This window comes from Paenibacillus tianmuensis, assembly GCF_900100345.1.
In the GTDB taxonomy this organism is placed as follows: Bacteria; Bacillota; Bacilli; order Paenibacillales; family NBRC-103111; genus Paenibacillus_G; species Paenibacillus_G tianmuensis.
Window position 1 is genome coordinate 95,879 of the sequence record NZ_FMTT01000016.1, and the last position, 14,824, is coordinate 110,702.

Sequence of the window (14,824 nt, forward strand, 5' to 3'; positions counted from 1 at the left end):
CCTTTAATGAGTTATTTGATAATATTATACATCTTTCGGACTCTAGCAGATATATTTCAATTCACATTTATATCTGCACATTTAGCTTATTACTGAAGCAATGTTATCTGCTTGTTTCCGAGCAAACTTGATACGATATACCTATTAATCTACGCTCGAAATCAAGCAAAAATGAAGCAGTAAAGATAAATAGAGAATGCTATAAAGAGTAGACTAACTGATCTTTGCATAGCACAAACATCATCTTCTTGTCTGCATCTCAATAAAATCCAGATTCAATTGAGTTCAAAGCGTCTTATCAGCGCGTTGTACGATATTACCTACAATAGATTATTTATCTTTTTTAATCTCTGGAACTCAACGGGCTATGAGCATTATAAGCATTACTGTACAATGTACTTAATCACTACAAGCATTAATCAATAGGTAATTTGACCAGTCAGCTTGTGGCAGTTACATCAACGCGCAAGCAACATATCAAATCAACCAACCAAACTCTCATATTGTCTTCTCGGCAACATATTTTTCAATTCCTTTTTATCAAAGAAGAACAACATACACGACTTCAAGTCATGGGATTCATTTATCGTCAAAACATTTGAATCATCAACAAAAACATCAATGTTTAAGCGATACAGATTAGGCAGATTTCGTTGAAACCCTTTACCGCCTACTGGCTTCCTGTTACGAGCGACAACTTCAATGACACCTAGTTCAATCAACTTGTTTACTTGGTTTCTTACTGTTTTTTCAACTACACCTGTTGCTGATTCAATCATTGTAAATGGCATATAAAAAACGCCTTGCATATTCGCATGGCGTTTAGAATGTTTCAGCATTGCATATGTGATTAGCTTCTGGTTCTTTTCAGGACATCGGTCAATAATCCATTTCAATTCGTTTAAAGTAATTGTCAAATCCTTGTTACCGCCGCGTAGGTTATAATCCTTCTCGTAAACGTCTCGAACAACTAAATCAATGTCCTTGTAACAATCGTTTAACTTCGTTGTATATGAATCAGGGTTTTGCGCGTCCATCCAATCATACAATTCGTTTTTGCATTCGTCACGCTCGTATCCACAGTCTTTGAGATACATACAAATTAAGAATGTTGAGTTATGTCGGCTACCTTGTACTTGTGATCCTTCGGTTAGAAGCTTTTGCGCCCGCGAAATCGAGTAATCTTCTGACTGTTCATGATTCGCCAGTGGTACAAATGGGCTGATCGCATCTTGTGATTCAATGAACTGTTTTGTATCAATTTCATCTAATTCTGATTCAGCAATTTCGATAACATTTAATACTTGCCTACTTGGTATCTGCTTTATCATCAACAGATACTTTTCACTCTGTTCTTTGTTCATGACTCTTAATCCCTCTTCCACACGACAGAAACCACAATAATTCTTTGTTACTTGATGGATTCCGAGTGGCAGTTTGATTCCTTGTTTCTCGCTAACGCGAAATTCAACTTGCCCCTGTGTATGTTGTTTAACATCTGACGTCTCAATCACATAGTCAAAGAATTTTCTTGCATGTTTTACTGTAATCTTATCTTCAAAGAATATATCAATGTGATAACCCTTTGAACCGCTAAAGCTAGTGTGATGGTCGATTCCAAACGAATCAAGTGTATAAGTAATCTTATAAGTAATCCATCTTGCCATTTCATTATCACGGAAGTCTACGTCAAATGACATAAAGATACTACCAAAATCACCTGCAAATGTCCCGATGGTGAAATTACCATTCAAATGGTTCTCTAGATGCCAATCTGACAGTCTTATATCTTTTTTCTTGGTATACTTGTTCAACTGCCCTGCTGTAACATGACGCCAATTACCCTTCTTACTTTGCAAGAGATATTTACCTCTTTGAATTATATATAAATCACTTAGTTTCTTGATTGCTTCTTTTTGCATTAATGATCGCCCCTTTGAATTACCATTTGTCTTTTTGAACTATCAGCATGGAATTACAAGAGAAAGGACTCAACAAGAAGCCTTGTTAAGTCCTCTTTAACTCAATTCCTTGTTCTCGATATTCGTCTAGCGCAGCCTGTAATGCTTTATTGTGTTTGAACTGCCAGAACTTCCTCATTGTTTTTGCGTGATAAGCACAGCAGATATAACTGAACCCTTTATTTTTCAAAAATATTTGCAAGTTTGTTGAGTAACAGAAGAAATACTTATCGTTCATCTAATTTCGCTCCTTTGACTTCACAAATTAAAGTAAATACCCCAAACACGATTTTCGTATTCGGGGTTAAAGAGAAAATATTCTATGTCAAAATTGGACAGACCAATGATTGCTTTCGGCTTGTTATTATGATGATTTCTTGTCTAACGAACTACGCTCGAATTTCCATCCACCTACATGTGTGATTCTTCCTTTTAGTACGTTAGAGATATTCTTCATATAAAAACCAAGTTCCCTAGATGCTTCTTTCTGCGACTTAAACTGTCGTTGCTCCCCTGTGTCCAAATGAGTTGCGATTACTGGATTCTTATTCTTCTTAACTAGCCCAGTTTCGTAGGCATGAGCGATATTCTCTTTACGTGTCATCCAATTTAAGTTCTCAAGTCTATTATCCAATTTGTTTCCATTTTGGTGATTAACTTGTTCTTTGCGAAGCGGATTTGGGATGAATGCGTTAGCTACAAGTCTATGAACAGGAAATCTCTTTCGCTTCAAACCTTTCTTATATAGCCAGACTCTTTTATACCCATCTCGTTGAAGTTGCTGTTTCAAAATCTTTTCTTGGCGATCTTGACTGTTACCTAAACTCTTAACTCGTCCATAATTGCTTATCTGATAAAGTGTTTCATAACCTGCAATTTCTCTCCAGACTTCACCTTGAATGACCTCGATTTGATTCTCATTCGTTTCATTCTTTTTCATAATGCCCCATCTCCTATTTGCCGAAAGTGTTGAGGAGAGAACGACAAAAAAAACTTGCCACGACAGGAAAGGTTGGTTTGTCATCGCTCATGGAGAAAAGGGGATATAGCCCCTTTTCTCCCTCACTTCTCAAAGAGTCGAAAACACTATTTGTTCTATTGTTTTGGCAAAAGTAAACAATTGGAACAATTTATTAGAGAAATTAGGTGTGATGGGCTTACCGAGAATATAGAAGTTATTCTGACGTTACAGCACTATAATCTGGTACTGAGTGGCTTAGAATCAATTTTAGAATGTATATAACACAAAAAGCCGCTTCACTGTTGGAAGTGGCTTCTGTTCTTTATTGAGGGGATAATATCCGATAATGGTACATCCGATGACCTCGTCGCAAGGTCATTTAATGGCGTACATTAGTTGTTAGATAGTAGCATCATAATGAATACATTATTCTGCGGTAACATCTCTGCCATTTGAGTAGAATTACTGTTGTACCAGTCACTTTACGAAGTGAAGCCCTCCGAGATATATCGGCGGTTTTTTTATTTATGCTTATTAGATTGCAGTATTGCATTATTACAAAGGAGTGATGTTTAAAATGAACGACACGGAATTACGCAAAGCTCTATTCGGATTAAAAGAGAGATATGGCACTCCAATAGTTTTTATTGCTAATAAAGTTGCAGTTTCCAGAGAACATTTAAGCAAGTGGCTACACAATGATTCGCATGTGATTTCAGACCAATTAAAAAATAGGCTTAAGCAGTTTGTGAAGGAAAGGAGTTAAGTATGAGTAATGCTACAATTATACAGACGAGGGATACCATTTTCATTGGCTCAGATTCTGCTACATCAGTATTAATTGATGAAATTTTGTATAGGCATGACACTATAGCAAAAAAGCTTTATCACATAGATGACATGGTGATATTTTGTTCAGGCGAACTAGACTATTGCTACAGAGTTATTGAGAAGTTTCTTTTACAAGATATTAGAAATGTTGAATCGTTAAAAAACCTGATTGTCCAAAGTCATAATGGACAAGTTATTGAGGTTGTAGTCTGTGAACATAATGGAGAACAGACTGTTTTGCATCAGTTATCATCGTATAATAATTTTCTACCAACTTGTTATAGTGATATTCCTCGTGGCGGGGTTAACTTATTAACAGCAGGAATAAGAACAAAGGAATCCTACGAAATAGCGTGTAAAAACCTAACTGAAGGAAAAAACGTCACTGATATCTATAGAGAAGTATTTGATAACATTTCATTTGAAGGTGTAGGTGGAATGCTGACAGTATACAGAATAAACAGGAGTGGCATAAATACATATCTTACACACAAAATCAAAGAAAAATCAGTAATAAATCATTTAAATCCTGATGTTTTGTTAGATTACTTCCAAAAACATCTTCATCTTGTTGTTGGTGAAAGAATTTATGGGAAAGTGGTATCTGGCGTTAATCTCGCCATTGAAGATGAGCATGGCATTGTTAAATGGCAAGGCTCAAAAGGTGAAATTTTTAATCGTGCTGGAAAGCTTGTCATGAAAATGGGATTAGTTGAAGAAAAGCCGCCTAATACAAGAGAATGCTTCGGTCTGCAAGCATTTAATGATATTACAAAGGTAAGCTTGACTGATTGTAAGGGCATTGCTGTTGAAAGAAAAAATAATGATGCAACACGCTTTCCATCTGGATGGGAGAAGGTTCTTTGGGCAGGAATCGATGGGACTCTTTATACACATGATCTTGTTGCAGAAGAGATTAAAATTGTCAACAATGTCGGAAAAACGATACTTGATGCTGAAAACAATTATCTTGATCTTGGCGACTTTGAGAAGATTGCAATGGACAATAAGTTCTCAACACTCGAAAAACTTCAAGTAATTACAGAGCTATATAAAATTGAAGCAAGCTATAAACGTATGCTTGAACAAGCAGAGAAATATAAAACCTCCCAAAGAGATGATGTATTTGATACATCGGCCCAATTCTTTAAAAAAGCTCCTAGTATGACCAATTTGTATTCCACTACTCCTCTAACAAACGCTTATAATGCGTTGGTAACATATATGGAACAGTTCATGAAAATCACAAGTAAAAGCCCCTTAAACATTGATGTGAATGATCCATTAACCGAAAAAACAAGCGATATCGCTGATAGGTCAGAATTTATTTTGAAATTCAAGAACTATTATGATGCAGAAAAAGATTTGAGAAATAAGATCGAAGATTCACAATTCTATTCTGGCCTGAATATGGGGCAATTCTATAACAATGTTGTTATTGGAAACCATGGCTTTATTGCTCTTAGGAACGATGGAAAGTACAGAGCATGGCTAAATGCAACGAATGGTTTGGCTTTGCAAAAATGGGAAAACAACAGATGGACAAATAAAGTGTACGCATCAATTGGGAATACCACTTATGAAGATGGTACACTCATTGCCGAAGACTTGGTTGCTAAACGTTTGCGTATTGAAACAAAGCAAGGTGGAGTATTGTTGGACGCTGCTGCACTTAATTTTGACTTCACTGTTCTTGACTCCATTATTCTTGATGACGTTATTGTAGCAACAGAAAAAATAACTTTAGCTAATCAATATAAGAGCATAACGAAACAATACACTACTCTAAAAGATCAAATTAACAGGTATACAACAACTATTTATAATGACAGAGATTCTTCGTATTATGGTTTGGATGATGCAAAGAATCAATTGGTTGCAGCAGGAAATGAATTGGTTTCTTCGTATAATGCATTGACAGCTTACATGAATCCTGTTTTTGCAAATATGAATGCAACAACTCACATTGTAAATGATCTGCATTCTACAAGAACCGCATTTCATCAAATGTGGGAGAACTTCTATAAAGCTTACGAAGGAGCAAGAGCGAAGCTTGCAGACTTCCTTGAGAAGAGTTCGTTACAGTTGGGTAGGAATTATAATAACACTGTTATCGATGCTCAGAATGGCGTTGTTGTCACCAGAGGGAATATGCTACACAGAACAATCATGAATGCTACAGAAGGTATTAGTATCGAAGCAAATATAGGATCAGCTTCAAGTCCAAATTGGATTAAAAAGTTCTACGCTGGATTGGATGGGAAATTGTACGCAGAAGATTTGATGGCGATTAGGTTGAGAATCTTATCTGATAAAGGAGATATGTTGATCGATGGAAACGATAGAGTTTTATATCTTAACAAATTCGATATCAGGGGCGCAAATACCATAACAGCAGAACATATTGTAACCAACACAATTACAGCGGACGATGGGTATATTGCGAGTCTAACAGTAGATCACTTAAAAACATTGCCTAAAGATGCTAATGTGGGAGATTATGTGGATTATATTGACATCAAAAAAAATGAGGCAAGATGGATTACAGGTAAAGTCAAGTCGAAGGATCAGGCTAAAGATTCTAAAGGGAATAAACTTTATTGGAAAGATGCTGATAAAAAGTACTTAACAACAGAAGTAACATCTCATGTGGCATATAACTATGATTTGGATTATTCTGATAAGTTGAAATTTGCATTTAAGGATTCAGGGATTGCCTCATATCCATATAGTGTTTGGGGTGCTGGCGATGGATTCATTGAAAATACTCCTGATTATCGTGATAGTGCAAGAGGATATCTTTATAAAACATCTACAGAGTTTATTTTCAGATATAATGCAAGTGGAAATGGGGATTTGAGAGAAGTCAAGCTTTATGATTTGGGCGTTGATATTATCTCAAAGAAAGGTGAGATAAAACTTAATGGTAGCGAAGTTAAAGTAATGTCTAATAATGGCTCGATTCAACTTTCACATGCTTTAGGCACAAGTATAGAGATAAGCGAAGCAGGGGATGTAATTAAACTTGAACATGCTAATGGCAGTAAAGTAAAGATAGACAATAATGGACTTACTGTAGAAGTGAATGGCGACATAAACCTTAATGCAACTGGTAGTATTAAGCTGACTGGTTCAAGAATTGATTTGAATTAACGCGAACAACCTATCATACATCATATCTGTGCATTGAATAGTATTCCTACAGTTTAGAGGTTGTTGCAAGTCACTACATCGAAATCGAAATCACTTCTTGGGGTGTGTTCGTATAAATGCTACCAGAATCGACCTTAAATTAAGGAAGTATGGTTCAATTAACATTATTTTTAACGATACTACAAGTGCTAAATGCACTTGTAGTATTAATTAACCTTAGCCTATATCAGGAACCTTGAAAACCTTGTAAATCGGAATCCCAGAAGACCTTGGACTGTAATTCTGATAACTTTTTTAATTGTTCTAATGCATAGTCTTGAAAATCTGGATGTAATTTCTTGAAAATAGCAACTGCTTCATCGAGCTTCTTATTTTGATTTTTTTTATCTACGAACATTTCCCCTTGACCTGTTTCTAACCATGTCTCACTAACAGAATAAAGTTTACAAATATGCTTTAGCAGCAATTCTCTAGGCTGGACTCGATTATACTCTAAGTTGCTAATTACGTCTCTACTCACACCTAATTGCTCACCAAACTCCCTCTGCGATAATCCCAAGTATTCTCTAACCGCTTTAATCCTGTTATGCAACGCGACCTGCCTCCTTGTTTTATAGATATAGTCACACATTACAACACAAAAAACACCTTAGTCAACACAATGTGTGGAAAATTTATGAGTTGACAACTCAAAATAATAATGATAAATTGTGTATATAACACAAAGATATTAAAAAAATTGAGGTTGTGACACACTTGATTCGCATGAAGAAGACAGTCGCAAGTTAGATTTCCAGATGACTATGCCAACGCGGGAGGAAAGAGAAATGGAGTATAAAAACGATATTGATATTACACAAACTTTGATCGAAATGGGCTTCAATGGGAAATTATTGATTCAACTTATACAGTACATCACAGATAATGAAACCATGCAAGATTTTTATAACTTTATCATACTTAAAGGCGATGGAATGACCAAAGTCTTACTTGTACATAATTTCATTATTCATATGCAAGACAAACATTCATTCCAAACTTGCAAACAGTTTGAAGACGCTTATTTGAGTGCTCATGGAACAAATGATAAGCGATTCGTTATTGAAAGATTACTTGCATTAAAAGCGAGTATATCTCAACTGAATAAGATACAGACAATAATGGAAAAGAAAAATATATCGTTGCCCATGTTTTATGCTCTAATTGTAAAGTATCGTAAGATGTATTCAGTTTCGGAAATTATTACTTTACTTGAAACCATTCAGATAGCATGAATGTTTGAATTTAGCTTTATAAGCGAACAACTTCGAATTTTGATAAGTTATTCGCTTTTTTTATTGTTTAGTAGGAGGGAAAAGTCCTCTTCGTTGTGCGACATAGTTTACGACGAGTAAGCAAGAAACAAACATTTATAAGGCATTTTGCCAATATGGTTTTCGTGTCGTGGAAATTACGTTATGAGTTTCAGTGAGAATGTGTATCCCTCTGGATGGGGTAACGCTAAAACTTCCTAACTGTAAACCCTCCCCCTCCTCTACTATATTAAAACCTCTCGGAATTAAAAATCCCGCATCGGTTCTGGCCTTTCGGTCAGGGTCTTTTATTGTTTCACCCCAAAACAGGAGGGCGAACAAATTTTCCTCTTGACTCTTTCGAAACATCCCAATAATCTCCGCGACAGCAAGGAATGGAGAAAGCGTTACGCGCTACGAACCGGCGCTTCTGCTACTTTCAGCCCTCATTCGACTCAGAACATCTGCTTAATTCCGGGCCACTGTTTGATTATGTAAAACGTAACATAAAAACACACCAGAAGGAAATCCCTCTGGTGTGGAACTTCAATTACTCTAGTAGAATTGTTTGATTAGATATTCCGAGGACTTTTTGTTCCATTCCCAAAACGGATATCCATATGATGAAACGAGAGCATCTAAAAATTTTAACAAGTCGTCTCCTAGATACCACATTTCAGCTTCTCCAAGAACGTCTGTTACATATAAACGATAGTTTCCATCATCCTTCACTTCCATGATGATGTGTACAGAGGCTCCTAATGCAGTTGCAATGACGATCATGTTCTCATAGTAAATATCAAAGTTGACGTAAAATTCGTGAATCCTCTCCAAAGAGCATACTCTAGTGTTTTGATTTCCGAAATCCATCCCATTAACCAAAGATAGAAATTGCGAGTAATCCTTCGGAAACTTAATATTAATATCCTCTTCCATTAGTGAAATGGCAATTGGATTTGCGGGCGGATTTAAGCGCATGGAATAAGTCACTATCGTCCCTTGATGATACACTTCTGCTTCCTTTTGGCTTATTACCTTTAGACCTTCAACTAGCCTTTCCATTGTTAAAGGCTTAAAGTACTCCTCCCCTGTATCTTCCATGAAAAAATCACCTCATCGTCAATAGCTTTAATATCCACTAAACCACGCGGTCACTCCTGAATGTGTCGAAGCAGGCAAGTGAAGGAGATTATACATTTCATTGTTGCCGCCTAAAGAAAGCGGTTGTATATGATGAACCTCGTAACCATCTAAGTTTAAGTTTGTATTGAAACTGTTGTCGTACCACTTCTTGTAGTCCCCTCGTGTACTACTAAGACGAGGATAAAGGGCACCATGAGTCCAGTTTCCGGGCGGCTTATTTAACACATTTCGCTGCCGTTCACTGAGTATGATTTTAATCGCTGTTTGTTTTTTTATGATATATCCATCCTATCCTATGAATCTTTTGCTTCCCAGTATATCATAGATTCATAGACATTGGATAATTCAGCCATCGTGCACTAGAGATGGGTAAAAGTCTATCTCAGGAAAATTTTCCTTCCCCCGTTAAGTAAGCCGGTGGGGGTATTTATTTTTTTGAGCATTTAGACACAAAAAAGACACTTATTGTGACAAATTTCGACATTATATCACCATTGCTTATTTGGAAATTTGTAGTATTATTAAGTTGAAGAACACGAACAAATATTCCAAAAATACGAACGTTTGTTCATTCAAGGATTGATTGCCTTGGGAAAAAGAAAATTCTTCATGCAAGGAGGAGGTTAATATGGTAGCAATAAAAGCTGAGCAGTTAGCTCGCTGGTTCATTAAGAAAAATTATGATGCACCGAGAAATTCAAAAGAAGGAAATATGAAGCTGCAAAAACTGCTTTATTTTTCGCAATTAGTACACTTAGCTAAGTATAACGAACCATTATTTGAAGAGGACATTTGCGCCTTTGAAAATGGATCAGTGGTTGAAAAGGTAAGGCATCTTTACCAATACAGCCACACATCATTCGTTAACTCTGCGATTGTTAATGATATTCATCTATCAAGTGAGCAACTTGAAACCCTTCAAACAGTTGAAAGTCTTTTTGGAGATCTTAGCGCATGGGAACTTTCTCAATTGAACCATCTTCATCAATCATGGAAAGATTCTTATAAGCGTTCTAAAAGTGGCGGATATTCATGGAAAGCTCAAAGTGTAATTACCTTGGAGCAAATGAGAACAAACGAGTTGGACAATATGAAAGAAATCATCCAAGCTTATGAAACAGGCAGTAATTTAAATGAGTACAGAAATTCCAATGGACGCAAGTTCTATTACGACGCTCAATCCATTGAATTAAATGAAGAATTACTATCCATGCTTGAATCATTTGACGGGCGAGATTCAGCATATACAATCTACAAAGACGAAACAGTGGGGTTAATAATCTACTAATGAATATTATCCCTGGCCAAGGGTTATGGCTTAAGGGGCGTTTTGCTAATGGTACTCAGTGTGATTATAATCGCCCGTTCCTTGTTATAGAAAACACTGGTACCATTATCAAAGCGTTGAATGTTTCTTCTTTGAGGGGGAAAGAAACAAAATTAATTATACCTTCGAACAAGAATTTAAGTAAGCACTTTCCTCCATTTCCGCAACCTTCTTTTGTTAAACTTGATGAAATTTATCATTATGAGTCATTTTCAGAACTTGAGCAGTCCGTAATGAGTAGCGGGAAATGTTTGGACACGGGATTATTGAGTCAAGTGATTTCATGGCATTCTTTATATAGTTCCGAGAATAGAACTTGGACAGTTGATATGAAACGGTCTGAACTAATTTTACTTAATCCAATATTTGCAACTACATAACCTAAAAAATCCCTTTTTAAGGGGATTTTTTATTTTCAAATATCGATCCATGTCATGATGCCACGATGCACCGGCAGCAGGCGATTACATTCATTGGCTGGCGAACGAGCTACGGAAGGCATCCGAGCAACCGACAACATTATTCACAATACGGCGCAACAAAGCAAAAAAGTCCCGGCCAGCAACTTGACTGGTCAGGGACTTTTTTGTTTAACTCGCGGCTCGCTGCGCTGCGGCCATTAGGCGGATATCCGCGACCATCCCGCTCACATTCCGCACCCATCGTGGAAATTCGAACTATATTAATTTTCAAGCATTTTTTCATCTGAAATAAATCCAATTATGGGATTTAATAATAGATAATGTATTGTTTAAGCCTAAAATTCTGCATAAAAATCCTTTGAATAAATAAACAAGGGTGCGGAATGTGAGATGCAACAGTAAGGTTACTCCGTTAGAGACCACTAACCTTTTTTATCAACTTGACCACTAGACAAGTTGAATGGAACCCTATATACTTTGGTTAAAGTGAAGCAAATGGTTAGTATTCATGAACGCCCAAAAGTGTATGATCACTGAATTTTAGCCGGATTAGAAGCCGATAATTCCAATACAACTTCATGCGGGTGTAGTTCAATGGTAGAACTCCAGCTTCCCAAGCTGGTGGCGTGGGTTCGATTCCCATCACCCGCTTTGTAAGAACTTTTCACTCTTTGTTTAATGATCAGGCGAACCTCATATCCAAAAACCAACACACTTACCTTATGGCATAAGGCAGGTGTGTTTTTTGCATACTCATGAAATTGTAAAACCTCCTACATTGAAACTATTCATATTGGCAAATTCATTCATTACGGCATCGGCAGCCCTCTTATAGCCACCGGCCTGGCGTAAAGATTCGCCGATCACATGAGCCTGCTGTTTATAAGCGGGATTGCTCAGCACTTCTTCCAAAGCAGCTCTCAAAGCAGCTCTCAAAGCAGCAGGGGTGAGGTTATTTTTATCCAAAGCAATGCCCGCTCCCAGCTCCTCCACCCGCTTCGCCACAAGAGGCTGATCCGAGGTTAATGGAATCATCACCAGAGGCACATTGTAATACAAAGCCTCACTTGTGCTGTTCATTCCCGCATGGGTAATAAAGGCGTCTGCATGCTGCAGCATTTCCAACTGTGGAACGTAAGATTTTACAATAAAATTAGCGGGAATCCGATCCTCCAACGGTTTCATATCCGTATATTTGCCTGAAGATAAGACGAACGTCACTGGCAAATCCTGAAATGCGTCAAAGCAAAGCTTGTAGAAATCCAAGTCTTTATTTAAAATGGTTCCCATTGCGATGTAAACCGTCCGATGATGTCGGGCACGCAGCTGTTCGAACGGGAAAGACGGAGCATCTTTACGCGGTACGATCGAAGGACCGACAAAAATAAAGCTATCGTCCAGCTTTTCCGCTTGCGGTTGAAAATAGCGGCTTGTATAAACGAGCTTTAATCGCCCCGCATGTTTGGAAATCTCATTCATAGCCGGGGCACGCACTTGAAATTCATCGGACAATTGCCGTGTTAATTTCATCGTGGCCTCATACAGCTTCTGTACGTCCGCACGGTTCCCATCCAAGCCTTGGTCCGTCCCCAAAGGTTCTACGAAAGCAAAGGAAGCGATGGAGCATACCGCAGGGATTCCCAGCTTTTCTGCAATGATCGTGCCTCCCCAGCCCATCAAGGAGTCGAAAATCAAATAATCGAACGTTTCATTCGCCGTAACCCGCAAAACTTCCGGGACGATCTTCCGAATAATCCCGCCAACCATCATATAGACGAACTGATACGGATGCTTGTACTCCGCCGGCTTTAACTCCGGATCATGGGAAAAAGCGTCTTCGGGAAAAGGATACGTCCGCAACTCAGCTCCGGTTTGTTCAATTCTGGAACGATACTCCTCCGTGCATACATAGACAACTTCCTCGCCGTTCTCCATCAACTGCTTTACTAACCCTAGCGACGGATTAACGTGACCTTCAGCCGGAGTAATAACAACCAACACACGAGCCATCTTTTTCACCTCTAAATCACGATTCCATTATTACCCTATATATACATTAAATCCATTGATTTGTATAGACTTGACAATGAAAAGTTCTTGTCGAAAAATAGTTGGATAGACCCGTTCTCTTTGGAGGAAAATGATGATCGACACAAAAGTATTCAAAAAACTATTAAAGGAACACTTTGAACCTGTGTTAAGGGATTGTGGTTTTAAAGGTTCCGGGGGTAAATACAGGTCTGCACCAACGAATCATTATATTTATACAGCTGTTGTACAAGCAAGTAAGAACGGTGGTTCTTGTTGTATTGAATTAGGTATTTTCTTAAATTTCTTACCTAATACGATAGGTGTATATGTACCCCATAGCAAAGTGACCCCCTATGACTGCGAATTTCGTAAAAGACTTAGTGATCATGAGAATAGCCATGATTATTGGTGGGATTATGGAGAAACAGAATCAGAAGCAATTAAAAGTATTGAACATATGAGGGAATCTTTCGTAAGACATGGTTTGTTATATTTTGAACAGTTTCAGGACTTTCCTTCACCGTTAACGTCAATAACGCTCGAAGACTTAGAGCAAGGTAATCAGAAAGTTAAGGCTTTAGGTTCAATGACAACTGATATAAGATTGGCTTTAACAATATCGCAAGTACATCTGTACGTTGGGAATGGCAGCCAAGCCAAATTATTTGCAGAATGGGCATTAAAGAAAATAGGAAATGGTATAGCTGGTAGGGCTTTAAAACCTATCCTTAAGGATATTATCGAAAAAGCACAGGATATTAAATAGAAGAGAAGTTTCATCTAAGGCATACACAGCTGCTAACAAGCATCATCACATGATGGTGCTTTTCTTATGCCATATGGCTTGTGGAACGTTTTTGCAATTTGATGTAAATACTGAATATCCTGCTGACTACTAACGGAAAATAGGCCAATCACATTTGCAATTGGTCTGTTCTTATGATATGGTTTAATTTGAAAATAAAGGTAGGTGATGGAAGCTCTTAATGGACAGCGCAAGTCTTAAACAAAAAAATTAGAAAAGGGAAAGCTTATGATTAAGAAATCTTTTTATCTGTTGTGGGGAAGCCAGACCATTTCAAGCATCGCTGACATCATTTACTTAATGACAGTAATTTCTTTTGTGTTCGGAAACACCAATTCTTTGCTGTCCACTGTCATTGTTCCTTTGATTCGATTTTGTTCCCAGGCAATAAGTGGTTTAGTTTTTCCGTTCGTGGTTTCAAGATTTAGACTGAGCAAGGTTTTGGTCATCGCCCAACTTTCTCAATTCTCCATCTTTTCATGCTTGATGATTTATTATTTTTTTAGCGGATCAATCCCTTTAACTATTCTGTTTTTACTTATTTTTTTTTGAATATCAAGTTAGCTCCGCTTGGCTTATTCGGTCAAATCGCCGTAGGTGACGGTATCAGTGGAAACACAAGCAGCCAGCAGGCGATTAAACATCTGACCTTCAAACTGCCGACGATTGGTGCGAAAGCAGAATTCGTTCAAATAGGATTGCAGATGTTTGGAATCTAAACCGTGAAACGTACCGGCGATAAAGGCTTTCGCGTTGGAAATCATCGTATGCAGCCATTTCAAATGATCAGGATTGTCCTTTACATTGAACCTGATCGGTTGGTGGTTATATTCTTTAGCGAGTGCATGGTACGAACGATGCGCGTCGCTACTGATCGTCGAACCTGGTTCGATGTGCT

The 14,824-nt window shown here is 37.6% G+C and carries 14 protein-coding genes and 1 tRNA gene; 7 read left to right on the forward strand and 8 right to left on the reverse strand.

Annotation, left to right across the window (positions count from 1 at the left end):
- Nucleotides 1-482: 482 nt before the first annotated feature.
- From BLO51_RS12830 to BLO51_RS12840, 3 genes are all read right to left on the reverse strand, one after another.
- The gene (locus tag BLO51_RS12830) at nucleotides 483-1,922 is read right to left on the reverse strand and encodes a TOTE conflict system archaeo-eukaryotic primase domain-containing protein (protein ID WP_090672087.1); all 1,440 of its coding nucleotides are present in this window, start codon (nucleotides 1,920-1,922) and stop codon (nucleotides 483-485) included.
- Between the two features lie 85 nt (nucleotides 1,923-2,007).
- Entirely contained in the window at nucleotides 2,008-2,199 is a 192-nt protein-coding gene (locus BLO51_RS12835; RefSeq protein WP_090672090.1) for a DUF5659 domain-containing protein, read from the reverse strand.
- A gap of 126 nt (nucleotides 2,200-2,325) precedes the next feature.
- Nucleotides 2,326-2,901, reverse strand: a complete 576-nt coding sequence (locus BLO51_RS12840; RefSeq protein ID WP_167670190.1) for an NUMOD4 domain-containing protein — start codon at nucleotides 2,899-2,901, stop codon at nucleotides 2,326-2,328.
- A 598-nt stretch (nucleotides 2,902-3,499) separates the two neighbouring features.
- Here BLO51_RS12840 and BLO51_RS12845 point away from each other — a divergent pair.
- Nucleotides 3,500-3,688, forward strand: a complete 189-nt coding sequence (locus BLO51_RS12845) for a hypothetical protein (protein ID WP_090672095.1) — start codon at nucleotides 3,500-3,502, stop codon at nucleotides 3,686-3,688.
- A gap of 2 nt (nucleotides 3,689-3,690) precedes the next feature.
- Entirely contained in the window at nucleotides 3,691-6,906 is a 3,216-nt protein-coding gene (locus BLO51_RS29600) for a DUF4097 family beta strand repeat-containing protein (RefSeq protein WP_174551242.1), read from the forward strand.
- 226 nt (nucleotides 6,907-7,132) lie between these two features.
- Here the strand turns inward: BLO51_RS29600 and BLO51_RS12855 are convergent, their stop codons facing one another.
- Nucleotides 7,133-7,498: a helix-turn-helix domain-containing protein gene (locus BLO51_RS12855; RefSeq protein ID WP_090672098.1), complete on the reverse strand. Its 366-nt coding sequence runs from the start codon at nucleotides 7,496-7,498 to the stop codon at nucleotides 7,133-7,135.
- 235 nt (nucleotides 7,499-7,733) lie between these two features.
- On the opposite strand from BLO51_RS12855, the gene BLO51_RS12860 reads away from it, so the two are divergent.
- Nucleotides 7,734-8,180 carry a hypothetical protein gene (locus BLO51_RS12860; protein WP_090672101.1) on the forward strand — a complete coding sequence of 149 codons (447 nt, stop codon included), beginning with the start codon at nucleotides 7,734-7,736 and terminating at the stop codon, nucleotides 8,178-8,180.
- Nucleotides 8,181-8,753: 573 nt separating this feature from the next.
- On the opposite strand, the gene BLO51_RS12870 is transcribed toward BLO51_RS12860, so the two are convergent.
- Nucleotides 8,754-9,299: an SMI1/KNR4 family protein gene (locus BLO51_RS12870; protein WP_090672107.1), complete on the reverse strand. Its 546-nt coding sequence runs from the start codon at nucleotides 9,297-9,299 to the stop codon at nucleotides 8,754-8,756.
- A gap of 670 nt (nucleotides 9,300-9,969) precedes the next feature.
- Between BLO51_RS12870 and BLO51_RS12875 the strand changes: the two genes are divergently transcribed.
- The 3 genes from BLO51_RS12875 (at nucleotide 9,970) to BLO51_RS12880 (ending at nucleotide 11,741) form a co-directional block, all read left to right on the forward strand.
- A complete protein-coding gene (locus BLO51_RS12875; protein WP_090672110.1) occupies nucleotides 9,970-10,629 on the forward strand; it encodes a Panacea domain-containing protein in 660 nt (219 codons plus the stop codon).
- Nucleotides 10,629-11,048 carry a hypothetical protein gene (locus BLO51_RS28585; RefSeq protein WP_143006883.1) on the forward strand — a complete coding sequence of 140 codons (420 nt, stop codon included), beginning with the start codon at nucleotides 10,629-10,631 and terminating at the stop codon, nucleotides 11,046-11,048. The genes BLO51_RS12875 and BLO51_RS28585 overlap by 1 nt, the downstream gene beginning before the upstream one ends.
- Before the next feature lie 622 nt (nucleotides 11,049-11,670).
- Nucleotides 11,671-11,741, forward strand: a tRNA-Gly gene (locus BLO51_RS12880).
- Between the two features lie 102 nt (nucleotides 11,742-11,843).
- On the opposite strand, the gene BLO51_RS12885 is transcribed toward BLO51_RS12880, so the two are convergent.
- Nucleotides 11,844-13,100: a macrolide family glycosyltransferase gene (locus BLO51_RS12885; protein WP_090672113.1), complete on the reverse strand. Its 1,257-nt coding sequence runs from the start codon at nucleotides 13,098-13,100 to the stop codon at nucleotides 11,844-11,846.
- A gap of 133 nt (nucleotides 13,101-13,233) precedes the next feature.
- Here BLO51_RS12885 and BLO51_RS12890 point away from each other — a divergent pair, with 133 nt between their 5' ends.
- Complete coding sequence (locus BLO51_RS12890; RefSeq protein WP_167670191.1) at nucleotides 13,234-13,887, forward strand: DUF4304 domain-containing protein; 654 nt, start codon at nucleotides 13,234-13,236, stop codon at nucleotides 13,885-13,887.
- A 332-nt stretch (nucleotides 13,888-14,219) separates the two neighbouring features.
- On the opposite strand, the gene BLO51_RS29785 is transcribed toward BLO51_RS12890, so the two are convergent.
- Nucleotides 14,220-14,375, reverse strand: coding sequence for a hypothetical protein (locus tag BLO51_RS29785; RefSeq protein ID WP_217266738.1), 156 nt, complete (start codon nucleotides 14,373-14,375; stop codon nucleotides 14,220-14,222).
- Nucleotides 14,376-14,501: 126 nt separating this feature from the next.
- On the reverse strand, nucleotides 14,502-14,824 hold a 323-nt coding region (locus BLO51_RS12895), incomplete at its 5' end, for an IS1595 family transposase (RefSeq protein ID WP_143006884.1).